Raw genomic sequence first — 22,363 nt, 5'->3', positions numbered from 1 at the left:
CCGGCCGGACTACGGGGGTTACCCGCGCGGTCGCTCCAGCCCCAGCACGCGGTCCTTGAGCGCCGGGAACTGTTCCCGTGTCACCGGGACCTTCCCGGGGTCGAACTCCACCGTGAGCACCTGCTCCCCGGCACCGGCCTCCGCCAGCACCTCGCCCCACGGATCCACCACGATCGAGTGACCGGCCTGTGGAACTCCCGCGTGCGTCCCGGCCGTTCCACAGGCGAGCACGAACGCCTGGTTCTCCACCGCCCGCGCCTGAGCCAGCAGCGTCCAGTGCGACCGGCGGCGCTCCGGCCAGCCCGCCGGGACGACAAAGGTCTCGGCCCCGGCGTCGACGAGACCGCGGAACAACTCGGGGAAACGGAGGTCGTAGCAGGTGGCCACCCCGAGGGTCGTCTCCGGCAGACGAACCGTCACCAGTTCCCCGCCCGCGCCCATCAGCACCGCCTCGCCCTTGTCGAACCCGAAGCGATGGATCTTGCGGTAGGCGGCGACCAGGTCACCGGAGGGGGAGAAGACCAGAGAGGTGTTGTAGAGCGGCCCCTCGGGGTCCCGCTCCGGAATCGACCCGGCATGCAGCCACACGCCGGCCTCGCTCGCGGCCTTCGCCATCACCTCGTAGGTCGGCCCTTCGAGCGGCTCGGCCTCGCTGCCGAACTCCTCGTAGGCGAAGGCCCCCGTCGTCCACAGCTCCGGCAGTACGACGACATCCGCGGCCCCGGCCTGCTCCCGTACCAGCGAAGCCACCCGCCGTCGGCGCGATTCGATCGATTCGCCCTCGTTTACTGCGATCTGGAGCAATGAGGCGCGCACGCTACCACCGTCCTGGCATTCGACCCGTCCACACGGCCTACGATCGTCACACGAAAGCACTGCCGGGGTGCCTCACAGCAGCGTAACTTAGCGTTCCAAGACACCCGCCGAAAGCAGCCGCCGCCCACCACCAGCCCTGTACCGACCGCCGAGGGGTCCCGTTCCGTGAGTCTGCATCCCACTCTCCAGCCCTACGCCGACGCCTGGACCCACTCCATCGAAGCGATATCCGAGCTGGTGCAGCCCCTTGTGGAGGGCGAGTGGAACCGGCGGACACCCTGCCCCGGCTGGTCGGTCCGTGACGTCGTCTCCCATGTCATCGGCCTGGACTGCGAGATGCTCGGCGACCCGCGCCCCATCCACACGCTTCCGCGCGACCTGTACCACGTCACCAACGACCACCAGCGCTACATGGAGATGCAGGTCGACGTACGCCGCCACCACACGGCGCCGGAGATGACGTCCGAGCTGGAGCTCGTCACCATCCGCCGCAACCGCCAGCTGCGGAACGAAACCCGCGACCCCGGCACGAAGGTGCGCGGCCCGCTCAGCTCCGAGATCACGCTCGAAGAGGCCATGCGCAACCACGCGTTCGACGTGTGGGCCCATGAGCAGGACCTCCGCATCGCCCTCGGCCGCCCCGGAAACCTCGACTCACCCGGCGCGCACGTGGCCCGTGACGTCCTGCTCGCCGCCCTCCCCGACATCGTCGCGAACAAGGCGAACGCGCCCCGCAGTTCGGCGATCGTCTTCGACGTCCACGGCCCCATCGAGTTCCTGCGCACCATCCGCGTCGACATCCAGGGCCGCGGCACCCTCGAAACGGCCCCCGCCCTCGGCCCCGCCGCCACCCTCACCCTCGACTGGGAGACCTACCTCCGCCTTGCCTTCGGCCGCGTGACCCTGGAGTCGGCCGCCGACCGCATCAAGGCGGAGGGGGATGTGGAGCTGACGGCGGCGATCCTGAGGAACTTCACGGTGACGCCGTAGCGGAAGCGGCCCAGCGGGCGGCGGGCGGCTTCACGCAGGGACGTGCACCGTCGACACCCGGCTCGCCACCAACCGCTCCCGCTCCCGCCGGGCCGCCCGCTTCCGCAACCGCAGAATCTGACTCACGCCCAGCGCCTGAAGCACGAACATCGACGAGAACGCGACGGTGTAGTCGTCCCCGGTCGCGTCCAGCAGCACCCCGACCGCGAACAACGTGGTCATCGAGGCGACGAAGCCCCCCATGTTGGTGATCCCGGACGCCGTGCCCTGCCGCTCCGGCGGATTCGCCGGCCGCGCGAAATCGAACCCGATCATCGACGCGGGCCCGCACGCCCCGAGCACCGCACACAACACCACCAGCAGCCACATCGGCGCCCGCTGCCCGGGATACACCAGCACCGTCGCCCACATCAACGCCGTCGCCCCCACGGTCCCCAGCGCGAGCGGCAGCCGCGCCGCATGGTGCCGGGCGACGACCTGCCCGTACACCAGACCCACGAGCATGTTCGACAGCACGACGAGGGTGAGCAGTTCCCCGGCGGTCGCCCGTGACAGCCCCTGCGCCTGGACCAGGAACGGCAGCCCCCACAGCAGCAGGAACACCATCGCCGGGAACTGCGTGGTGAAGTGCACCCACAGCCCCAGCCGTGTCCCCGGCTCCCGCCACGAGGCGGCGATCTGCCGTCGTACGTACGCCGCGCCCTGATGGGGGAAGGGCTCCGGCTCGTGGCCCTCGGGATGGTCCTTGAGGAAGAGCAGCATCAGAACCAGCACCACCACACCGGCGAGCGAACTCCCCGCGAAGGCCGCCGTCCAGCCCACGCCGTGCAGCAGCCGTGCGAGCACCAGCGTCGAGACGAGGTTGCCCGCCATACCGACCAGCCCGGCGAGCTGCGCCACCATCGGCCCGCGCCGCGCCGGGAACCAGCGGGTGCCGAGCCGCAGCACGCTGATGAACGTCATCGCGTCACCGCAGCCGAGCAGCGCACGCGAGGCGAGGGCCATGCCGTACGACGACGAGAAGGCGAAGCCCAGTTGCCCGGCCGTGAAGAGGACCACGCCGATCGTCAGCACCTTCTTGGTGCCGAGCCGGTCGACCAGCAGGCCCACGGGTATCTGCATGCCCGCGTACACCAGCAACTGGAGGATGGAGAACGTGGACAGCGCCGAGGCGCCCACGTGGAACCGCTCGGCCGCGTCGAGGCCGGCGACCCCCAGCGACGTACGGAAGATGACGGCGACGAAGTAGACCGAGACGCCTATGCCCCAGACGGCGACGGCACGGCGGCCGCCCGGCGGGTCCCCGGGGAGGGCGACGGCGCTCAACGGACCTCACCCCGTGCGAGGTGCGAGAACCAGCCCACATGCCGGTGGACGACACCGACGGCCGCCTCCGCGTCTCCGGAACGCAGAGCGTCGAGAATCTCCTCATGCTCGTGGAGTGTCTTGGCGATCCGGTCGGGGTGGGAGTGCATCACGGCGACGCCCATGCGCAGTTGCCGGTCGCGCAGTTGGTCGTAGAGCCGGGAGAGGATCTCGTTCCCGCCGCTGCGGACGATCTCGGCGTGGAAGCAGCGGTCGGTGACGGCGGCCGCGGCCAGGTCGCCGTCGGCGGCGTGCGCCTTCTGCTCGGCGAGCAGTTCCTCGAGCCGCGCGATGAGCTGCGAGGACGCGGGTACGGCCTTCCGCGCGGCGTGCTCCTCGACCAGCAGCCGCGTCTCCACCACGTCCGCGATCTCCTGCGCGGAGACGGGCAGGACCAGCGCGCCCTTCTTCGGGTAGAGCTTGATCAGCCCCTCGACCTCCAGCCGGAGCAGCGCCTCCCGCACCGGGGTGCGCGACACCCCTACGGCCTCGGCGAGTTCGCCCTCGGTGAGGAGGATGCCGCCCTCATAACGGCGTTCCAGGACACCTTGCTTGACATGGGCGTAGACGCGGTCGGCGGCAGGTGGTTGCTTGACGGGTGCGGGCGGGGCTGAGGACATGGCCACAGCTTAGATACAACACGTACGCATGCGGTCGCTCATTCCAGCATGCGGACGTGACGAGACCGCCGGAACGCCGCCCGGAAAAGGGCGGGGAAAGCCCCGGGAAAGATCTCAGATTCGCCCCGCACGACACACAACCTTCTGTGCTACTTACATGTCACACGTATGCGGCCTGCCTGCTTTCCCTTCAACTCGGCCGCACTTCAGGGGAATTCGACGTATTCGGGGTATTTGAGTTGACAACCGCCATCAAGGGCATCCGTGTCCGCAGAGCCGCAGCCGTGGCCGTCACGACCGGCGCGATGCTGGCCACCGGAGCCCTCACCGCGGCACCGGCACAGGCCGTCACGACGCCCACGATCACCGCCAAGGGCGGATTCGTGATGAACAGCGCCAACGGCAAGACCCTCTACACCAAGGCGGGTGACACGAAGCGCCTCACCGCCTCCACGACGAAGATCATGACCGCGAAGGTCGTGCTCTCGCAGTCGAACCTGAACCTGGACGCCAAGGTCACGATCAAGAAGGCGTACAGCGACTACATCGTCTCCAAGGGCGCTTCCTCGGCCCGGCTGATCGTCGGCGACAAGGTCACCGTCCGTCAGCTGCTGTACGGGATGATGCTGCCGTCCGGCTGCGACGCCGCGATGGCGCTGGCCGACAAGTACGGCTCCGGCTCGACGGTGTCCGCGCGCGTGAAGTCGTTCATCGGCAAGATGAACACCATGGCCAGGACCCTGGGCATGGCGAACACGCACTTCGACTCGTTCGACGGCATAAGCAATGGCGCCAACTACTCGACGCCGAAGGACCTGACGAAGCTCGCGCGCAGCGCGATGAAGACCTCCGCGTTCCGGGGCGTCGTCAAGACCAAGTCGTACACGGCGAAGACGGTCACGAAGACCGGCTCCACCCGCACGATGGCGGCCTGGAAGAACACCAACACCCTGCTCGGCTGGAACGGCACGCTCGGCGTCAAGACCGGCTCCGGCACCCAGGCCAAGTACTGCCTCGTCTTCTCCGCCACGAAGAACGGCGAGTCGGTGGTCGGCGCCGTCCTCACCTCCTCCTCGGAGGCCAACCGCACGGCCGACGTGAAGAAGCTCATCAACTACGGCTACGCGAAGATCACCTGATACCCGCAGCCTTGAAGAAGGGGCCCGCCACCACGTCCCGAGCGGACGGGCGGGCCCCTTCGGCGTTCCGTCGGGGGTCCTGATGGGCCCGGGTCCGGAGTAGACGACCGGTCGTACACTCGCTCCATGGGACGGACCAGCGATGCCAGGGAGAAGATTCTCGGCGCCGCGCAGTCGCTGATCGAGCTGCGTGGTTACTCCGCACTGGGTGTGGCTGAGATCTGCAAGGCGGCCGGGGTGCCGAAGGGCAGCTTCTACTACTTCTTCGAATCCAAGGAAGCTCTCGCCCTGGCCGTCATCGACGAGCAGTGGGCCGAGCAGAAGCGCACCTGGACGCACATCCTGACCGGCGAGACGGAACCGCTGACGCGTCTGCGCCTGCTGTTCGAGGCCACAGAGGCGGGCCAGCGTGCCGGGCAGCAGAGCTGTGGCACCGTCTCGGGCTGTCTGTTCGGGAACCTCACGCTGGAACTGAGCAATCACACCGAGGCCATCCGCGGTCGACTTCAGGAGATCTTCGACGCCCAGGTCGACATGGTCGACTCGGTCGTCGTCGAGGCTCTTGCGCGCGACGAAGTCACGGTGAGCGACACCCGGGAAGCCGCGCGCTCCGTGGTGGCCCAGCTGGAGGGGCAGGTGCTGTTCGCGAAGCTGTACAACAGCACGCAACGGCTCGGCCCGCTGTGGCGGAACTGCCTGGCGCTGCTCGGCGCCCCCGCACCTGTCGACCTGGTTTAGGAGTCCGCACCTACCAGGTGGGAGGAGGCCGGTCCTGGCCGAGTCCCGGGAGGCCGTCTACGGTCAAATAGTAGACCGGTCGGCTAGTAGGGATCGGTTGCAGCCCTCCATCCAGCCCTCCCTCCCGAGAAGGTCACCATGAGCACTCAGAACCAGAAGGTCGCCGTCATCACCGGTGCCTCGCAGGGCATCGGCGCCGGTCTCGTCGAGAACTACCGCAAGCTGGGGTACGCCGTCGTCGCCACCTCACGCACCATCGCCCCCTCCGACGACGCGGGCGTCCTCACCGTCCAGGGCGACATCGCCGACCCCGCGACGGCCGAACGCGTCATCGCCGCCGGCGTCGAGCGGTTCGGCCGTGTCGACACCCTGGTCAACAACGCGGGCATCTTCGTCGCCAAGCCGTTCACCGACTACACCCAGGACGACTACGGCGTCGTGACCGGAGTGAACCTCGACGGGTTCTTCCGCATCACCCAGCTGGCTGTCGAGCACATGCTCGCCAACGGCGGCGGCCACATCGTCAACATCACCACCAGCCTGGTCGACAACGCCGACGCCCGAGTCCCGTCGGTACTCGCCTCGTTGACCAAGGGCGGCCTCCAGTCCGCCACCAAGTCCCTCGCCATCGAGTACGCCACGCGCGGCATCCGCGTCAACGCCGTCGCACCGGGCACCATCAGGACCCCCATGCACCCCGAGGAGACCCATGAGGCCCTCGCGGCCCTGCACCCGGTGGGCCGGATGGGCGAGCAGAGCGACATCGTGGACGCGGTCGCCTATCTGGAGAACGCCCCCTTCGTCACCGGCGAGATCCTCCACGTCGACGGTGGCATGAGCGCCGGCCACTGACCGCGATTCCGCCCAGCAGGAGAGACCTGATGAACAGCAGCACCAGCAGCGAAGCGATCCTCCGGGACGTCCTCGACCGGTGGAAGAGCGCCGTCGACGGCCATGAACCGCAGCGTGTCGCAGCCCAGTTCACCGAGGACGCGATCTTCCAGGGGCTGCACCCCTACACCGTCGGAAGGGCGGGCATCGCCGCCTACTACGACTCCCAGCCGCTCGGGTTGACGGCCGAGTACCGCATCCTGGAGACCAGAGTCCCGGCCGATGACCTGGTGCTCGGCTATCTGGCCGTCGACTTCTCGTTCACCGACCGGGCCACGATCGGTCTCTACCTCAGCGTGCTGGTGAAACGTACGGAAGAGGGCTGGTACATCAGCCACTACCAGGTCTCCCGCCTCGACTAGCCCGTCCCGCTGCCGGCGGACGGACCCCCTCGGGCACGGCGGCCCCTGTCCAGGAGGACAGGGGCCGCCCGCGTGCATCTCAGGCCCAGGTGATCAGCCGCTTCGGCTGCTCAAGGATCGCCGCCGTGTCGGCGAGGACCTTGGAGCCCAACTCCCCGTCCACCAGACGGTGGTCGAAGGACAACGCCAGCGTCGTCACCTGGCGCGGCTTCACCTTGCCCTTGTGGACCCAGGGCTGGAGCTTGATCGCGCCGACGGCGAGGATGGCGGACTCGCCGGGGTTGAGGATCGGGGTGCCGGTGTCGACGCCGAAGACGCCGACGTTCGTGATGGTCACCGTGCCGCCCTGCATGGCGGCGGGGGAGGTCTTGCCCTCCCTCGCCGTCGTCACCAACTCACCCAGCGCCTGGGCCAGTTGCGGAAGCGTCTTGTCGTGGGCGTCCTTGATGTTCGGGACGATCAGGCCGCGCGGTGTCGCCGCCGCGATGCCCAGGTTGACGTAGTGCTTCCGGACGATCTCCTGGTTGGCCTCGTCCCAGGACGCGTTCACATCCGGGTTGCGCCTGATCGCGACCAGCAGGGCCTTGGCGATCAGGAGGAGCGGGTTGACCCGCAGGCCCTCCATCTCCTTGTCCTGCTTGAGCTCCTCGACCAGCTTCATCGTGCGCGTCACGTCGATCGTGACGAACTCGGTGACATGCGGCGCCGTGAAGGCCGAGCCGACCATCGCCGCCGCCGTCGCCTTGCGGACGCCCTTGACCGGGATACGGGTCTCGCGCGCCGTGTCGTACGCCGCCGCCGGGGTCGGGGCCGCCGTCGGCGCCGGCACCGGCGTCACCGGCTCGGGGGCCGTCAGCGGCGCCACCGCCGCGTGTACGTCCTCGCGCGTGATGATGCCGTCCGGGCCGGACGGGATCACCGTCGCCAGGTCGACGCCCAGGTCCTTGGCCAGCTTGCGCACCGGCGGCTTCGCCAGCGGGCGGTCCTGGACGGGAGCGGAAGCCGCGGCGGGCGCGGCAGCCGCAGCGGGAGCTGGGGCCGGGGCCGCGCCATGGCCGTTCAGCTCGCCCTGGATCGCCGTCGAGGCCGCCTGGACCGGGACCTCCGGGCCCTTGCGGGGGCGGCGCTTGGTGGAGGATGTGGCGACGCCGTAGCCCACCAGCACCGGCGTGCGGCCCGAACCCTCCGGCTTGGATTCCTCCGCCGGTGGAGCCTCCACCGGCGGCGCCCCGCCGGCCAGGTCCACCGCGATGATCGACGTGCCCACATCCACCGTCGTGCCCTCGGGGAAGTGGAGTGCGCGGACCACGCCGTCGTACGGGATGGGGAGTTCGACCGCGGCCTTGGCCGTCTCGACCTCGCACACCACCTGGCCGTCCGTCACCGTGTCACCGGGCTGGACGAACCACTTGAGGATCTCGGCCTCGGTGAGCCCCTCGCCCACGTCGGGCATCTTGAACTCGCGTACGGACGCTTCAGTCATCGTCGTCACGCCCCTCTCCTCAGTACGCCAGGGCGCGGTCGACGGCGTCGAGCACCCGGTCCAGGCCCGGCAGGTACTCGTCCTCCAGGCGGGCCGGCGGATACGGGGCGTGATAGCCGCCGACCCTGAGCACCGGGGCCTCCAGGTGGTAGAAGCAGCGCTCCGTGATCCGGGCGGCGATCTCCGCGCCCGAGCCGAAGAACACCGGCGCCTCATGGACCACGACCAGGCGGCGGGTCTTCTCGACGGACGTCTGGATCGAGTCGAAGTCCAGCGGGGACACCGAGCGCAGATCGAGAACCTCGAGGTTCTTGCCCTCCTCGGCCGCCGCGTCGGCGACCTCCTGGCAGAGCTTCACCATCGGGCCGTAGGCGGCAAGGGTCAGGTCCGAGCCCTCGCGCACCACGCGCGCCTTGTGCAGCGGGCCCGGGATGGCCTCATCACCCGCGGCGGAGCCGCTGGTCGACCACGTGACCTCGCTCTTGTCCCAGTAGCGCCGCTTGGGCTCGAAGAAGATCACCGGGTCGTCGCACTCGATGGCCTGCTGCATCATCCAGAACGCGTCCGAGGCGTTTGACGGGCTGACCACCTTCAGGCCCGCCACATGCGCGAACAGGGCCTCCGGGGACTCCGAGTGGTGTTCCACCGCGCCGATTCCGCCGCCGTACGGAATGCGGATGACGACCGGGAGCTTGACCTTGCCCAACGCACGCGCGTGCATCTTGGCGAGCTGGGTGACGATCTGGTCGTACGCCGGGAAGACGAAGCCGTCGAACTGGATCTCCACCACCGGGCGGTAGCCGCGCAGGGCCAGGCCGATCGCCGTGCCGACGATGCCGGACTCGGCGAGGGGGGTGTCGATGACGCGGCTCTCGCCGAAGTCCTTCTGAAGGCCGTCGGTGACACGGAAGACACCGCCGAGCTTGCCGACGTCCTCGCCCATGATCAGGACCTTGGGGTCGGAATCCAGAGCGCGCCGCAGCGACTCGTTGATCGCCTTGGCCAGAGCCATCTTTTCCGCTGCCATGATCAGGCCCCCTCTCCATCCGCGAACGACGCCTGGTAGGCGGCGAACTGGGCTCGCTCCTCGTCGACGAGCGCATGCCCGTCCGCGTACACGTTCTCGAAGATGGCGAAGTGGTCCGGGTCCGGCATGGCGCGGACCGCTTCGCGCACTCGCCTTCCCAACGCCTCGCTCTCGGCCTCGAGTTCCGCGAAGAATCCCTCGTCCGCGTGGTTTGAGGCTTCGAGATACACGCGGAGGCGGGCGATCGGGTCCTTGGCCTCCCAGGACTGCCGCTCCTCGTCGCCCCGGTAACGGGTCGGGTCGTCGGAGGTGGTGTGCGCGCCCATGCGGTAGGTGTACGCCTCGACGAGCGTCGGGCCCTCACCGCTGCGGGCCCGCTCCAGCGCCCACTTCGTCACGGCCAGACAGGCCAGTACGTCGTTGCCGTCGACGCGGACGCCCGGGAAGCCGTAGCCCTGTGCGCGCTGGTAGAGCGGCACGCGGGTCTGCTTCTCGGTGGGTTCGGAGATCGCCCACTGGTTGTTCTGGCAGAAAAACACCACGGGGGCGTTGTAGACCGCGGAGAAGGTGAAGGACTCGGCCACGTCGCCCTGGCTGCTGGCGCCGTCGCCGAAGTAGGCGATCACCGCGCTGTCCGCGCCGTCCTTGGCCACGCCCATCGCGTAGCCGGTCGCGTGCAGCGTCTGTGAGCCGATGACGATCGTGTAGAGCTGGAAGTTGTTGCTGTTGGGGTCCCAGCCGCCGTTGTTCACGCCGCGGAACATGCCGAGCAGGTTGGCCGGGTCGACGCCGCGGCACCAGGCGACGCCGTGCTCCCGGTAGGTCGGGAAGACGTAGTCGTCCTCGCGGGTGGCCCGGCCGGAACCGATCTGGGCGGCCTCCTGGCCGAGCAGCGAGGCCCACAGGCCCAGCTCGCCCTGGCGCTGAAGGGAGGTGGCCTCGGCGTCGAAGCGGCGGGTGAGCACCATGTCGCGGTACAGACCGCGCAGCTCATCGGGGGTGATGTCGGCGACGTACGGGTCGTACTCGGCGTTCTTGACGCGCTTGCCCTCGGCTGTCAGAAGTTGAACCAGCTCGGGCTTGGTGCTCGGGGACTTCTTGGTCCCGGCGCTGCGTCGCGGCTTGCGCGCGGCAGTGCTCTCCACGGTCACGTGTGCTCCTCCGTCGGTCCGGCCCCCGGGGTTGCCGGGTAAACCAGTGCGGCTCACCTGGTCCGACACCCGTGCACGGGGTGGGTGCCACTCGGCCGGAACAGGCGTGACAGGTGCCCCGGCGAGCGCCCTGCAACAATCACGTTACCCAGTGCTCCACATTTCTGTGAAACCCCCTTTGACCTGCGATTTTGCTTGGATTTCCAAGTAAATCGAGAAGTGCTCGAAGGGGTGCTGGTCACAGCCTTGCAGGAGGCCGGAGCAACGGCACGTTATCCCGCCGACCCAGGCCACCGGAAGGGGTTGCGTGTTTGACTTACCCCATGCGCGAAGAAGGAAAAATCAGCGTATTTCTTCTCGATGACCATGAGGTCGTCCGGCGGGGCGTCCATGAGCTCCTCTCGGTCGAGGGCGACATCGAGGTGGTCGGCGAGGCGGGAACGGCGGCCGACGCGCTGGCGCGGATTCCGGCCACCCGGCCCGACGTGGCGGTGCTCGACGTACGGCTCCCGGACGGCAGCGGTGTCGAGGTGTGCCGTGAGATCCGCTCCCGGGACGACTCGGTGAAGTGCCTGATGCTGACCTCGTACGCCGACGACGAGGCCCTCTTCGACGCGATCATGGCGGGCGCCTCCGGGTACGTCCTGAAGGCGATCCGGGGCAACGAACTGCTGACCGCCGTACGGGACGTCGCCGCCGGCAGGTCCCTGCTGGATCCGGTGGCCACCGCGCGCGTGCTGGAGCGGCTGCGCGACGGGGGCGGCGCGAGGAGCGACGACGGACTCGCGCACCTCACCGATCAGGAGCGCAGGATCCTCGACCTGATCAGTGAGGGGCTCACCAATCGCCAGATCGGCGAGCGACTGCACCTCGCCGAGAAGACGATCAAGAACTACGTGTCGAGCCTGCTGTCCAAACTCGGCATGCAGCGCCGGTCCCAGGCGGCCGCGTATGTGGCGCGGATGCAGGCGGGGAACCGCTGAGCGCAGCGGCAGACACGCTGAGCACAGCGGCAGACACGACTGCGGCCGCATGGCCACCAGCATGTCTGCGCCGCCCTTCCGGGGGACTGGAGCGCCACTTCGAGGGCGCCCTGTGACCGAAAGCGACCACCGACAACTTGCTGTGACAACGCCCAGCTCACGGGCCCGGATCGTGCCCTAGCATCTGGCGCGTGCCGCGCACCTGTGTACCACCCCTCATGCCCCACGCGCCCCCGCTGGGCGCCCTGCTCCGCCAGTACGGCGCCGGTTCCGCGCTCACCTGCGAGCCCGTCGACCAGGGGCTCCTCAACCGCGGCTACCGACTGTGCACGACGCGCGGCCGCTACTTCCTGAAGCACCACTTCGACCCCGAGACCGCCGACCCGACCGCGATCGAACGCCGGCACCGCGCCACCCAGCGCCTCGCCGACCTCGGCGTCCCGGTGGCACCCCCGCTCGTCGCGCGCGACGGCCGCACGGTGGCGGTGGTCGGCGGCCACGCCTACGCCCTCCACCCGTGGATCGAGGGCCGGCACCGGCACGGCGGCGAGCTCAGCACCGAGCAGTGCGGACGGCTGGGCGCGCTGCTGGGGGTGGTGCACGCCGGCCTGGAGCGGGTGATGCCGGCCCACACGCGCAGGCGTACGGCCCCGGCCGAGGGCGCCGACCCCGCCGACACCTTCGCCCTCATCGACGAGCTGCTCGCCCGCGTACGCCGCCATCGCCCCGCCGACTCCTTCGACGAACTGGCCCGGCACCGGCTGCTGGAGCGGCGGGGCCTCCTGGAGCGGCACGCGGACCGGCGCCCGCCGCACGGGGGCTCGGTGGGCTGGGTGCACGGCGACTTCCACCCGTTCAACCTGCTCTACCAGGGGGACGCGCCGGCCGCGATCGTCGACTGGGACCGGCTCGGCGTCCAGCCCCGCGCGGAGGAGGCCGTACGCGCCGCCATGATCTTCTTCGTGCGTCCCGAGGGCACGCTCGACCTGTCGAAGGCAGGTGCGTACGCGCGCGCGTACCGGCGCACGGCGGGCGCCACGCCCTCCCAGCTCGCGGCCGCCGTGCACCGCGTGTGGTGGGAGCGCCTCAACGACTTCTGGATGCTGCGCTGGCACTACGAGCGCGGCGACACCCGCGCGGATCCGCAGTTCCCGGCCGCCTCGGCGCTCGCGGTGTGGTGGACCCGGGAGTACGACGCGGTGTGCGAGGCGTTCAGCGGCTGACGTCGGGGCCCTGCAAGTCGCCCCGCAAGTTCGGGCCCCTGTACCCCTGTAAAGCAGCACGCGCGCGTGGAGCCCGTTTCCGGGCCGCACGCGCGCGTGGACGCTGTCTTCGGCTGACGGTCAGCCTTCGCCCCCGCCGCCCTCGCTGACGCCGCCGGTGTCCGTCGGCTGCGTCGCCGGGTCGCTCGGCTCGGTCTCCGGGTCGCTCGGCTGCGTGGCCGGGTCCGTCGGCTCCGTCGGCTCGTCGGACGGCGTGTAGGAGGGCTCCGAAGAGGTCGTCTCGGAGGGTGTGTACGAGGGCGTGTAGGACGGCGTGTACTGCGAACCGCCGCCCGTGTCCGAGCCGGGGTCGGTCTCCGGGTCGGTCACCTCGTCGGTCACCTCGTCGCTCGGCGTCTCGCTGGCCTGCTGGTCCTCGGTGGTCTGCGAAGTGGTCGGCGACTCCTTGACACCGCCGCTGCCACCGTCACCGCCGCCGGTGTTCAGCGCCAGCGCGACGCCCGCGGCGATGGCGATCACCGCGAAGACGGCCAGGATCCACAGCTTGCCGCGGCCGTTGCCCTTGTTGCCGTGCCCCTCGAAGCCTCCGTCGTCCCCGCCGCCGTATCCGGACGGCAGGATCTGCTGCGGGATCTGCGAGGTGCTGGAACCGTCACCGGGGTGCCCCAGCACGGTCGTGCTCGCGAAGCCCGCCGCCGGGGTCTGCCGGCCGTCGTGCAGGGCGACCGGGCCGGTGTTCCAGGTGCCGGTGTGGCCGCCCTGCTCGTACAGCATCTGGAGGCCGTACTGGACGAGCCCGCGCATCTCCTCCGCCGTCTGGAACCGGTCGTCCGGCTCCTTGGCGAGCGAGCGCATCACCAGGCCGTCGAGCTCGGGCGGACAGGCGTCGGACGCCTCGGACGGCGGCGTCGGGATGTCCTGGACGTGCTGGTAGACCACCGACAGCGGCGTCTCGCCGGTGAACGGGGGCCTGAGCGCGAGGAGTTCGTAGAGCAGGCAGCCCACCGCGTACAGGTCGGAGCGGTGGTCGACGGCCTTGCCGAGCGCCTGCTCCGGGGAGAGGTACTGCGGGGTGCCCATGACCATGCCGGTCTGCGTCATCGTCGACTGCGCGCCGTGCAGGGCGCGGGCGATGCCGAAGTCCATCACCTTGACCGCACCGGTGTGCGTGATGATCACGTTCGCCGGCTTGATGTCGCGGTGCACGATGCCGTGCTGGTGCGAGTAGGCGAGCGCCTCCAGCACACCGGAGACGATGATCAGGGCCTGCTCGGGCCCGGGCGCCTCGGCGTTGATGAGGAGGTCGCGGATGGTGCGGCCCTCGACGATCTCCATCACGATGTACGGCACCGACTGGCCGGCCACGAAGTCCTCGCCGGAGTCGTACACGGCGACGATCGCGTGGTGGTTGAGCCCGGCCACCGACTGGGCCTCGCGCGTGAAGCGTGCCTTGGAGACCGGGTCCTCGGCGAGATCGGAGCGGAGCAGCTTCACCGCGACCGTACGGCCCAGCCGTACGTCCTCGGCCGCGAACACCTCGGCCATACCGCCCCGGCCGAGTCTGTGGGTGAGCCGATACCGGCCATCGCCGACCAACCCGCCGTTACCCCACATCTCCGGCGCATCTGACATACCGCCGCCAGTCGCCTCGGGGTCGGACGGGCCCTGAGCGCGCTGCTGCTGTGCCATCAGTCCTCGCCGTCGTTTCTGCCCGCGGTGCGCGCGGTGTTGTTACGGTCTCCGTCGGCCACGCTACAGCCTCCGTGCAAGCCTCCGGTCCGGTACGGACGCCCGTACCGGCATGAGACGGACCGGCCATCAAACCCGTAATCCGGGGTGTCGTGCAAATTCCGTGTACCGCCCGCACACCACCTGTAACGCTTCCGCGACGCTTCTTTCGCGTACGGTCACGGATCGGGCACCACGCTCGGTGGGCAAGCTCACTGAAGAAGAACCCGAACGAGCAACCGCGATGTGAAAGGGCCCGGCAGCCTGCGCTGCCGGGCCCTTCGCTTACGGGGCAGGTGTCGTACGGGGTTACAGGTACGGCCCTCCCGAGTGGCCTCCCGGACCGTCCTCGCCCTGTTCGTGGCCGCCGACGCCCGGCGGGAGGGCGCGGCGCATCTGCTCCAGCTGCGCGCGGGCCGCCATCTGCTGGGCGAACAGGGTGGTCTGGATCCCGTGGAAGAGACCCTCCAGCCAGCCGACCAACTGGGCCTGCGCGATCCGCAGTTCCGCGTCGCTCGGGATCCCGTCGTCGGTGAAGGGCAGCGAGAGCCGCTCCAGTTCCTCCACGAGATCGGGGGCCAGACCGTCCTCGAGCTCCTTCACCGAGCTGGCGTGGATCTCCTTGAGCCGGACCCGGCTCGCCTCGTCCAGGGGAGCCGCGCGGACTTCTTCGAGCAGCTGCTTGATCATGCTGCCGATCCGCATGACCTTGGCCGGCTGCTCGACCATCTCCGTCACGGGAACCTCGCGGGAGTCCTCGTCTCCTCCGCCGCCCAGCGCCATCCCGTCCTGGCCCACGACCAGGATCTGCGGGTTCTCGGACGACCGTTCGTTCCTCGGCATCTCCATGCCGCCATTCTCTCGCACCCGTACACCTCATCACCGTGGTGCCCCCGGTAGCAGCTGATCCACCGTTTTGCGGTGCGCGGGCTTCGACCCGGTGGCGCAACCCGGAATGCCGGAATGGCAAGGCGATGTGAGGCTTGTTCCGTGACTCCGTGGTGGCGGGTACTTCCGGGGCTGGTGGCGGGGGTGGTCCTGCTGCCGTGCGCGAGTGTCTCGTACGGCAGCGTCCCGTCGTACGGGGCCCTCTCGTCGTACGGCATCCAGGTCGCCGCCGCTGCCTCCCCGTCGCCTTCGCCCTCGACCTCGGGTGGGCCGACGCGGGCCGGGAGCCTGGCCGGGGAGGGGCGGGAGCGGCCGGGGCGACAGAACGTGCCCGAGCCGGTGGAGGAACCGCCGACGGCCCAGCGGCCTCAGGAGCACCCGCAATCCACCGCCCCGACCTCCGCGCCGCCGCACCACGTGGGGCACGCCGTCGCGGAGGCCGAGGGCCCCGCCGAACCCGTGCTCCGGATCCTGCCGCTCGGCAGCGGGCTGGTCCTGATCGGGCTCGGACTGGGGCTGGGACTTCTCGGGCTGCGGCTGCGCCGGCGTTGAGCGGCAGCGCCCCACTGGGGTGACCGGACCTAGGCCACGACCAGCAGCACCTTTCCGACGTGGCCGCTCTCCTCGACCACCCGGTGGGCGGCGGCCGCGTCGCTCATCGGGAGTTCGCGGTCGACGATCGGGCGGACGTGACCGGCGTCGAGGAGGGGCCAGACGTGTTCGCGTACGGCCGCGACGATCGCCGCCTTCTCGCCGAGCGGACGGGCGCGCAGCGAGGTCGCGCTGATCGCGGCGCGCTTGGTGAGGAGGGCGGCGATGTTCAGCTCGGCCTTGATGCCGCCCTGCATGCCGATGATCGCGAGCCGGCCGTTGACGGCGAGGGCCTGGACGTTGCGGTCGAGGTACTTGGCGCCCATGTTGTCGAGGATGACGTCGGCGCCCGCACCGTCGGTGGCCCGCCCGATCTCCTCGACGAAGTCCTGCTCGCGGTAGTTGATCAGGATGTCGGCGCCCAGCTCGGCGCAGCGCTCCAGCTTCTCCTTGGTGCCCGCGGTGACGGCGACCTTGGCGCCGACGGCCTTGGCGAGCTGGATCGCCATGGTGCCGATGCCGCTGGAGCCGCCGTGCACGAGCAGGGTCTCGCCGGGACGGAGGTGGGCGATCATGAAGACGTTCGACCAGACCGTGGCCGTCACCTCGGGCAGCGCGGCGGCCTGCTTGAGGTCGAGGCCCCGGGGCACGGGGAGCAGCTGGCCGGCCGGGACGGCGACCTTCTCGGCGTAGCCGCCGCCGGCGAGCAGCGCGCACACCTCGTCGCCGACCGCCCAGCCGGAGACGCCGGGGCCGAGCGCGGTGATCCGCCCGGAGCACTCCAGGCCGGGGTAGGGGGATGCGCCGGGCGGCGGGTTGTAGAAGCCCTGGCGTTGCAGGATGTCGGCGCGGTTGACGGCACCGGCCACCACCTCGACCAGCACCTCGCCCTCACCGGGCACAGGATCGGGGACCTCATTCCACACCAGCGCCTCGGGCCCACCAGGTTCGGGAATCGTGATCGCATGCATGGGCAGGACGCTACTCCCCTGCTCCTCGGGCTCCGGTCCCATGCCGCCTACGTCCTTGGGCGGGTCCGTGAAGAAAAGTCTGTGCGCCACCGATGAGTTTGAGGGACGGTAAAGGTCTCCCCATGCGTAGCCCACGAACGCGGAAGGAAACCACCATGAGCCAGCAGACCTCAGGCCTGGCCATCGAGACCGCGGGCCTGGTGAAGACGTTCGGCGAGACCAGGGCCGTGGACGGCGTCGACCTCGCCGTCCCCGCCGGCACGGTCTACGGCGTCCTCGGTCCGAACGGCGCCGGAAAGACCACCGCAGTCAAGATGCTCGCCACACTCCTGCGCCCCGACGGCGGCCAGGCCCACGTCTTCGGACACGACGTCGTGCGCGAAGCCGACGAGGTGCGCAGCCGCGTCAGCCTCACCGGCCAGTACGCGTCCGTGGACGAGGACCTCACCGGCACCGAGAACCTGGTCCTGCTCGGCCGCCTGCTCGGGCACCACAAGAAGGCCGCCCGGGACCGGGCCGCACAGCTCCTGGAGGCCTTCGGGCTGACGGACGCGGCGGGGAAGCAGGTCAAGAACTACTCGGGCGGCATGCGGCGCCGTATCGACATCGCCGCATCCATCCTGAACACCCCCGAGCTGCTGTTCCTCGACGAGCCGACGACCGGTCTCGACCCGCGCAGCCGCAACCAGGTCTGGGACATCGTGCGCGCGGTGGTCGCCCAGGGCACGACGGTGCTGCTGACCACGCAGTATCTGGACGAGGCCGACCAGCTGGCCTCCCGGATCGCCGTCATCGACAAGGGCAAGGTGATCGCGGAGGGCACCAAGGGCGAGCTGAAGGCGTCCGTCGGCGCCGGGTCCGTACATCTGCGTCTGCGCGATGCGGCCCAGCGGCCGGAGGCGGAGCAGGTGCTGCGGCTGGCCCTGGACGCGGAGGTGCAGCTGGAGCCCGACCCGGTGGCCCTGACCGCGCGCGTGGGCGGCGGTGCGGCCAACGGACAGGGCGCGGCCGAGCAGGCGGCCCGGGCGCTCTCCGAGCTGGCGCGCGCCGGCATCGTCGTCGACAACTTCTCGCTGGGCCAGCCCAGCCTGGACGAGGTCTTCCTCGCCCTCACCGGCCATGACACAGGCGTCACCGACGATTCGAAGACGAGCGACGACGTGAAGGACGGGGCAGCCGCATGAGCACCGCGACCACCACCAGCGAAGCCAAGGAACTCGCCCCTGTCAGCGCCGAGTCGCTCGCCGCGCTGCTCGTCGCCGGGGAGCGCCCTCCGCGACCCAGCGCCCTGTCGGCCTCCCTCACCTTCGGCTGGCGGGCGATGCTGAAGATCAAGCATGTTCCGGAACAGCTCTTCGATGTCACCGCGTTCCCGATCATGATGGTGCTGATGTACACGTACCTGTTCGGGGGCGCCCTGGCCGGTTCCCCGAAGGAGTACATCCAGTTCCTGCTGCCCGGCATCCTGGTGATGTCGGTCGTGATGATCACGATGTACACGGGTGTCTCGGTCAACACGGACATCGAGAAGGGTGTCTTCGACCGCTTCCGCACGCTGCCGATCTGGCGGCCGTCGGTGATGGTCGGCTATCTGCTCGGTGACGCCCTGCGCTACACCATCGCGTCCATCGTGATGCTCACCGTCGGCATCCTCCTCGGCTACCGGCCGGACGGCGGGTTCGTCGGTGTGATCGCCGGGATCGCCCTGCTGGTCGCCTTCTCGTTCGCGTTCTCATGGATCTGGACGATGTTCGGGCTGATGCTGCGCTCCGAGAAGTCGGTGATGGGCGTCAGCATGATGGTGATCTTCCCGCTGACCTTCCTGTCGAACGTCTTCGTCGACCCGAGTACCATGCCGGGCTGGCTCCAGGCCTTCGTCAACAACAGCCCGATCACCCATGTGTCCTCGGCGGTGCGCGGGCTGATGGCGGGCGACTGGCCGGCCGACGAGATCGCCTGGTCGCTGGGTTGGGCGGGTCTGTTCGTGCTGGTCTTCGGGCCGATCACGATGCGGCTGTACAACCGCAAGTAGCTCAGTCCTGAGGCAAGGGGCGGACGTCGGGTGCGATCTGCGTACCCGGCGTCACCCGCACGATGGTGATCAGCCGGTCCGTCAGTTCCAGCGTCCCGACGGCCGGATCGTCGTAGCCGAGCACCCGATGCCCGCGTACGACACTCACCACCAGGTCCTCCGTCTGCCGCGGGCCCTTGCCCACCTCGGCCTTTATGACCGGCCGTTCGACGATGTCGAGCCCGCTGCCCTGCTGGATGAGGTCCTCCATCACCATGCCGGCGGCGGGGCTGAGCACGGACAGGCCGAGCAGCCGGCCGGCCGCGCTGGCGCTGGTGATGACCGCGTCGGCACCGGACTGCTTCAGCAGCGGCGCGTTCTCCTCCTCCCGCACCGCGGCCACGATCTTGGCGGCGCGGTTGAGCTGCCGGGCCGTCAGGGTGACGAGGACGGCCGTGTCATCACGCTGGGTCGCGATGATGACCTTCCGCGCCTTGTGCACCTCGGCCCGCTTCAGCACGTCGCTGCGTGTCGCATCGCCGACGATCCCCGCATACCCGTGGGCTGTCGCGGCGTCGATCGCCTTGGAGCTGGGGTCGACCACGACGACCTGTTCGGCCTTGAGCCCCGCCGCGCACACGGTCTGGATCGCCGAGCGCCCCTTCGTCCCGAAACCGACGACAACGGTGTGATCACGCAAGGCGGACCTCCAGCGGGTCAGGCGCCATTCGTCCCGGGTCCGTTCGGTGAGGACCTCGAGCGTGGTGCCGACCAGGATGATCAGAAACATGACGCGCAACGGCGTGATGACGAAGATATTGGTGAGCCTGGCGCCATCGCTGACCGGGGTGATGTCGCCGTATCCGGTGGTGGAGAGGGTGACGGTCGCGTAGTACCAGGCGTCGAGGAAGTCGACGGAGCCGTCGGAGTTGTCGTTGTAGCCCTCGTGATCGGCGTAGACGAGCAGCGCGGTCACCACGAGGACCAGCAGGGCGATCGACAGCCGTTTGGCGACCTGCCGGAAGGGGTGCTCCACCACCTTGCGCGGGAGCTTCACCCGATGGGTTGTGAGATGTTCACCCGCCTCACGGGCGATCACATCATGGCCCGGTTGTTTCACGTGAAACACACCTCGATACCGGCGAACGCCCAGGGCAGATCAAGGAGTTCGACCTCCTGACCCGGCCGGGCACCGCCCGGTGGTACGACGGCCAGCGCGTCGGCCGCCGCGATGCCGCGCAGCATCGCCGGGCCGTTGTAGTGCAGCGGCACGGCACTGTCGACGCGCAGCGACACGGGGACGAGCCGGGTGTCGTACGGATGGCCGTGCGCCGCATCCTGGAGCGGCAGCGCAAGCGGCTCGGGGGCCGGACGGGCAGCGAGGGTACGCAACAGCGGTTCGGCGAGCGTGAGCAGGCCGGAGACGGCGGCCAGGGGGTTGCCGGGCAGGCCGACGAGGTGCTGGCCGTCCTTGGTGCGGGCCAGCAGCATGGGGTGTCCGGGGCGCACTTTGACGCCGTTGACCAGCAGCTCCGCGCCGATACGCTCCAGGGTGGGGTGGACATGGTCGACGGGCCCGGAGGCGGTGCCGCCGGTGGTGACGACGAGGTCGGCGTCGGAGCCGGTGAGCGCCTTGCGCAAGGCCTTGGCGTCATCGCCGAGCCGACGCACGCCGATGACCTCGGCGCCCAGCGCCCGCAGCCAGGACGGCAGCATCGGGCCGAGCGCATCCCGGATCAGTCCGTCGTGCGGCAGCCCCTCGGTGAGCAACTCGTCGCCGAGCACGAGGACTTCGACGCGCGGACGGGGGATCGCGGTGACGGTGTCGTATCCGGCGGCCGCGGCGAGCCCGAGCACCGCCGGGGTCACCAGGGTGCCGACGGGCAGGAGTTGGTCGCCGGTACGGCATTCCTGGCCGCGTGGGCGGATGTCCTGGCCGTGGCCCACCTCGCGGGTGGCGTGCAGTCGGCCCTGGGTGTCACAGCGGCCGTGCTCGCTGCGGATGATGGCGGTGGTGTCGGGAGGGATGCGGGCGCCGGTGGCGATACGGACGGCCTCGCCGTCGGTGAGCGCCTCGGGCTCGGCGTGCCCGGCCAGCACGCCCTCGTCCCGTACGTCCCAGGGCCCCGGTCCGGCTACCGCCCAGCCGTCCATTGCGGAGGTGTCGAAGGAGGGCAGGTCGGTGAGGGCGGTGAGGGGAGCGGCCAGGGTGAGGCCGAGCGCGGCGTCGAGCGCGACGGAGACAGGGGCCCGGCGGGCACCCGAGCGGCCCGCGCGTTCGGCGACCGTCCGGGCCTCGGGCCAGGGGGCGGCCTGGTGGCCAGCGTGTGGCTGGGGTGCCGGGGCGCTGTGCGGGGCGGGCACGGTGTTGTCCTCCCGGCCGCTGTCTTCCTTCACGAGGGCCAGCACCTCCTCGACGTCGAAGTCCTCGGCGTCGTCGCCGGTCCGTACGGCGCGGGCGGTCATCCGGCATCCGGCGCGCTGTCGGGCTCGGCAGCGGCCTTCTCGGCGTCCGTCTCGGACTCTTCGGCCCAGCGCAGTGCCAGTGCGGCGGCCTTGCGGGCGGCCTCCGCGACGGCTTCGGAGCCTCCCCCGGCCTGCGCGGCCGCATAGCCGACGAGGAAGGTGGTCAGCGGAGCCGCGGGCCTGGCCACTGAGTGGGCGGCGTCGCGCGCGAGGTCGAGCAGGACGCCGGTGTCGACGTCGAGGTCGAGGCCCAGCTCGTCCTTGACTGCGGAAATCCATTCATCCAACACGTGACCATGCTCCCTGATACGTGCCCTGGCAGTGGCGATGTCGTCCCAGGTGTCGCAGTCGAAGGACGCGACGGGGTCCGGGACGCGGGCGAGGCCCAGTCCGGCGGTCAGCCGGCGCAGCGGAAGGCCGGTGAGGCCGTCGTGCTCCTGAGTGAGCGCGGCCAGCTCACGGCGCAGCGCCTGCGCGCGGTACACGGCCACCAGCGGCTGGTCGCGGCCGTCGGGGTCGGTCAGGACCGCGCCGTCGGCGGTGCCGTCCCACACCGTCGTCAGCAGCCGTCCGACCGTCCGCTCGTCGAGGAACGGCAGGTCGGCGGAGAGGACGACGACATACGGGGCCGTGGTGTGCCGGAGCCCGGCGTCGAGTGCGGCGACGGGTCCGCCGCCGGACGGTTCCTCGCGGGCCCAGGTCACGGACCGCGCGGTGGGCCGGGGATCGGCGACGACGACGGTGGTCCGCGCGCCGGCACAGGCGGTCAGCACCCGGTCGAGCAGCGCCCGTCCGCCGACCCGCAGACCGGGCTTGTCCACACCGCCGAGCCGACGGGCGGCGCCGCCGGCGAGGACGACGGCGTCGTACACGGCGCCCGGATCGCTGGAAGGCTCGTACGCGGTCACTCCCCGAGTATG

At 70.1% G+C, this 22,363-nt stretch carries 22 protein-coding genes; 10 read left to right on the top strand and 12 right to left on the bottom strand.

Translation table 11 applies throughout. The features are described 5' to 3' along the window. Positions 1-18: 18 nt before the first annotated feature. On the bottom strand, positions 19-816 hold the full coding sequence (locus ACIHFB_RS21815) for a carbon-nitrogen family hydrolase (protein ID WP_400127643.1): 798 nt from the start codon (positions 814-816) through the stop codon (positions 19-21). A gap of 165 nt (positions 817-981) precedes the next feature. On the opposite strand from ACIHFB_RS21815, the gene ACIHFB_RS21810 reads away from it, so the two are divergent. Beyond that, positions 982-1,806, top strand: a complete 825-nt coding sequence (locus tag ACIHFB_RS21810; protein ID WP_365271909.1) for a maleylpyruvate isomerase family mycothiol-dependent enzyme — start codon at positions 982-984, stop codon at positions 1,804-1,806. Between the two features lie 30 nt (positions 1,807-1,836). Here the strand turns inward: ACIHFB_RS21810 and ACIHFB_RS21805 are convergent, their stop codons facing one another. Beyond that, complete coding sequence (locus tag ACIHFB_RS21805; RefSeq protein ID WP_365271906.1) at positions 1,837-3,132, bottom strand: MFS transporter; 1,296 nt, start codon at positions 3,130-3,132, stop codon at positions 1,837-1,839. Further along, complete coding sequence (locus ACIHFB_RS21800) at positions 3,129-3,791, bottom strand: GntR family transcriptional regulator (protein WP_365271903.1); 663 nt, start codon at positions 3,789-3,791, stop codon at positions 3,129-3,131. Before ACIHFB_RS21800 ends, ACIHFB_RS21805 begins: the two co-directional genes overlap by 4 nt. A 239-nt stretch (positions 3,792-4,030) precedes the next feature. On the opposite strand from ACIHFB_RS21800, the gene ACIHFB_RS21795 reads away from it, so the two are divergent. From ACIHFB_RS21795 to ACIHFB_RS21780, 4 genes are all read left to right on the top strand, one after another. Continuing rightward, positions 4,031-4,930: a serine hydrolase gene (locus tag ACIHFB_RS21795; RefSeq protein ID WP_365271900.1), complete on the top strand. Its 900-nt coding sequence runs from the start codon at positions 4,031-4,033 to the stop codon at positions 4,928-4,930. Positions 4,931-5,056: 126 nt separating this feature from the next. Next, a complete protein-coding gene (locus tag ACIHFB_RS21790; protein WP_365271897.1) occupies positions 5,057-5,668 on the top strand; it encodes a TetR/AcrR family transcriptional regulator in 612 nt (203 codons plus the stop codon). Positions 5,669-5,806: 138 nt separating this feature from the next. Beyond that, positions 5,807-6,520: an SDR family NAD(P)-dependent oxidoreductase gene (locus ACIHFB_RS21785; RefSeq protein WP_400127641.1), complete on the top strand. Its 714-nt coding sequence runs from the start codon at positions 5,807-5,809 to the stop codon at positions 6,518-6,520. A 29-nt stretch (positions 6,521-6,549) separates the two neighbouring features. Further along, positions 6,550-6,921 carry a nuclear transport factor 2 family protein gene (locus ACIHFB_RS21780; protein WP_365271891.1) on the top strand — a complete coding sequence of 124 codons (372 nt, stop codon included), beginning with the start codon at positions 6,550-6,552 and terminating at the stop codon, positions 6,919-6,921. A 79-nt stretch (positions 6,922-7,000) separates the two neighbouring features. Here ACIHFB_RS21780 and ACIHFB_RS21775 read toward each other — a convergent pair whose 3' ends face one another. From ACIHFB_RS21775 to pdhA, 3 genes are read right to left on the bottom strand one after another with little or no spacing between them, the layout of a single operon-like run. Further along, positions 7,001-8,413 carry a dihydrolipoamide acetyltransferase family protein gene (locus ACIHFB_RS21775; RefSeq protein ID WP_400127640.1) on the bottom strand — a complete coding sequence of 471 codons (1,413 nt, stop codon included), beginning with the start codon at positions 8,411-8,413 and terminating at the stop codon, positions 7,001-7,003. Positions 8,414-8,423: 10 nt separating this feature from the next. Next, on the bottom strand, positions 8,424-9,431 hold the full coding sequence (locus ACIHFB_RS21770) for an alpha-ketoacid dehydrogenase subunit beta (protein ID WP_365271886.1): 1,008 nt from the start codon (positions 9,429-9,431) through the stop codon (positions 8,424-8,426). A gap of 2 nt (positions 9,432-9,433) precedes the next feature. Then, a complete protein-coding gene (gene pdhA, locus ACIHFB_RS21765; protein WP_400127639.1) occupies positions 9,434-10,582 on the bottom strand; it encodes a pyruvate dehydrogenase (acetyl-transferring) E1 component subunit alpha in 1,149 nt (382 codons plus the stop codon). A 323-nt stretch (positions 10,583-10,905) separates the two neighbouring features. Between pdhA and ACIHFB_RS21760 the strand changes: the two genes are divergently transcribed. Next, positions 10,906-11,565 carry a response regulator gene (locus ACIHFB_RS21760; protein WP_400127638.1) on the top strand — a complete coding sequence of 220 codons (660 nt, stop codon included), beginning with the start codon at positions 10,906-10,908 and terminating at the stop codon, positions 11,563-11,565. Positions 11,566-11,783: 218 nt separating this feature from the next. Beyond that, positions 11,784-12,788, top strand: coding sequence for a phosphotransferase (locus tag ACIHFB_RS21755; protein ID WP_400127637.1), 1,005 nt, complete (start codon positions 11,784-11,786; stop codon positions 12,786-12,788). Positions 12,789-12,908: 120 nt separating this feature from the next. Here ACIHFB_RS21755 and ACIHFB_RS21750 read toward each other — a convergent pair whose 3' ends face one another. Both ACIHFB_RS21750 and ACIHFB_RS21745 read right to left on the bottom strand, forming a co-directional pair. Further along, the gene (locus ACIHFB_RS21750; RefSeq protein WP_400127636.1) at positions 12,909-14,477 is read right to left on the bottom strand and encodes a protein kinase; all 1,569 of its coding nucleotides are present in this window, start codon (positions 14,475-14,477) and stop codon (positions 12,909-12,911) included. 348 nt (positions 14,478-14,825) lie between these two features. After that, positions 14,826-15,365, bottom strand: a complete 540-nt coding sequence (locus tag ACIHFB_RS21745; RefSeq protein ID WP_365271872.1) for a bacterial proteasome activator family protein — start codon at positions 15,363-15,365, stop codon at positions 14,826-14,828. Positions 15,366-15,506: 141 nt separating this feature from the next. Between ACIHFB_RS21745 and ACIHFB_RS21740 the strand changes: the two genes are divergently transcribed. Beyond that, a complete protein-coding gene (locus ACIHFB_RS21740; protein ID WP_365271869.1) occupies positions 15,507-15,956 on the top strand; it encodes a hypothetical protein in 450 nt (149 codons plus the stop codon). Positions 15,957-15,985: 29 nt separating this feature from the next. On the opposite strand, the gene ACIHFB_RS21735 is transcribed toward ACIHFB_RS21740, so the two are convergent. Beyond that, positions 15,986-16,966 (bottom strand): NAD(P)H-quinone oxidoreductase, encoded by a 981-nt coding sequence (locus tag ACIHFB_RS21735; RefSeq protein WP_365271866.1) that lies wholly within the window; start codon positions 16,964-16,966, stop codon positions 15,986-15,988. A gap of 155 nt (positions 16,967-17,121) precedes the next feature. Here ACIHFB_RS21735 and ACIHFB_RS21730 point away from each other — a divergent pair, with 155 nt between their 5' ends. Together ACIHFB_RS21730 and ACIHFB_RS21725 are read left to right on the top strand one after the other, a co-directional pair. Continuing rightward, on the top strand, positions 17,122-18,150 hold the full coding sequence (locus ACIHFB_RS21730) for an ATP-binding cassette domain-containing protein (protein WP_365271863.1): 1,029 nt from the start codon (positions 17,122-17,124) through the stop codon (positions 18,148-18,150). Then, complete coding sequence (locus ACIHFB_RS21725) at positions 18,147-18,998, top strand: ABC transporter permease (RefSeq protein ID WP_365271860.1); 852 nt, start codon at positions 18,147-18,149, stop codon at positions 18,996-18,998. The genes ACIHFB_RS21730 and ACIHFB_RS21725 overlap by 4 nt, the downstream gene beginning before the upstream one ends. Position 18,999: 1 nt before the next feature. On the opposite strand, the gene ACIHFB_RS21720 is transcribed toward ACIHFB_RS21725, so the two are convergent. From ACIHFB_RS21720 to ACIHFB_RS21710, 3 genes are read right to left on the bottom strand one after another with little or no spacing between them, the layout of a single operon-like run. Then, positions 19,000-20,097, bottom strand: a complete 1,098-nt coding sequence (locus tag ACIHFB_RS21720; RefSeq protein ID WP_365271858.1) for a potassium channel family protein — start codon at positions 20,095-20,097, stop codon at positions 19,000-19,002. Beyond that, positions 20,094-21,443, bottom strand: a complete 1,350-nt coding sequence (locus tag ACIHFB_RS21715; protein ID WP_400127635.1) for a molybdopterin molybdotransferase MoeA — start codon at positions 21,441-21,443, stop codon at positions 20,094-20,096. Before ACIHFB_RS21715 ends, ACIHFB_RS21720 begins: the two co-directional genes overlap by 4 nt. Next, positions 21,440-22,351: an NTP transferase domain-containing protein gene (locus ACIHFB_RS21710; protein WP_400127634.1), complete on the bottom strand. Its 912-nt coding sequence runs from the start codon at positions 22,349-22,351 to the stop codon at positions 21,440-21,442. The genes ACIHFB_RS21715 and ACIHFB_RS21710 overlap by 4 nt, the downstream gene beginning before the upstream one ends. Positions 22,352-22,363: the final 12 nt, after the last annotated feature.

Source organism: Streptomyces sp. NPDC051963, assembly GCF_044593495.1.
GTDB lineage: Bacteria > Actinomycetota > Actinomycetes > Streptomycetales > Streptomycetaceae > Streptomyces.
This window is presented reverse-complemented; position numbering and strand designations above follow the sequence as displayed.

What these genes read in the sequence shown, in the direction of transcription:
- ACIHFB_RS21800 (WP_365271903.1), bottom strand. Translation starts at nt 3,791, where the DNA reads ATGTCCTCAGCCCCGCCCGCACCCGTCAAGCAACCACCTGCCGCCGAC.
- ACIHFB_RS21790 (WP_365271897.1), top strand. Translation starts at nt 5,057, where the DNA reads ATGGGACGGACCAGCGATGCCAGGGAGAAGATTCTCGGCGCCGCGCAG.
- ACIHFB_RS21785 (WP_400127641.1), top strand. Translation starts at nt 5,807, where the DNA reads ATGAGCACTCAGAACCAGAAGGTCGCCGTCATCACCGGTGCCTCGCAG.
- ACIHFB_RS21780 (WP_365271891.1), top strand. Translation starts at nt 6,550, where the DNA reads ATGAACAGCAGCACCAGCAGCGAAGCGATCCTCCGGGACGTCCTCGAC.
- ACIHFB_RS21770 (WP_365271886.1), bottom strand. Translation starts at nt 9,431, where the DNA reads ATGGCAGCGGAAAAGATGGCTCTGGCCAAGGCGATCAACGAGTCGCTG.
- ACIHFB_RS21760 (WP_400127638.1), top strand. Translation starts at nt 10,906, where the DNA reads ATGCGCGAAGAAGGAAAAATCAGCGTATTTCTTCTCGATGACCATGAG.
- ACIHFB_RS21755 (WP_400127637.1), top strand. Translation starts at nt 11,784, where the DNA reads ATGCCCCACGCGCCCCCGCTGGGCGCCCTGCTCCGCCAGTACGGCGCC.
- ACIHFB_RS21750 (WP_400127636.1), bottom strand. Translation starts at nt 14,477, where the DNA reads ATGGCACAGCAGCAGCGCGCTCAGGGCCCGTCCGACCCCGAGGCGACT.
- ACIHFB_RS21745 (WP_365271872.1), bottom strand. Translation starts at nt 15,365, where the DNA reads ATGGAGATGCCGAGGAACGAACGGTCGTCCGAGAACCCGCAGATCCTG.
- ACIHFB_RS21735 (WP_365271866.1), bottom strand. Translation starts at nt 16,966, where the DNA reads ATGCATGCGATCACGATTCCCGAACCTGGTGGGCCCGAGGCGCTGGTG.
- ACIHFB_RS21730 (WP_365271863.1), top strand. Translation starts at nt 17,122, where the DNA reads ATGAGCCAGCAGACCTCAGGCCTGGCCATCGAGACCGCGGGCCTGGTG.
- ACIHFB_RS21725 (WP_365271860.1), top strand. Translation starts at nt 18,147, where the DNA reads ATGAGCACCGCGACCACCACCAGCGAAGCCAAGGAACTCGCCCCTGTC.
- ACIHFB_RS21715 (WP_400127635.1), bottom strand. Translation starts at nt 21,443, where the DNA reads ATGACCGCCCGCGCCGTACGGACCGGCGACGACGCCGAGGACTTCGAC.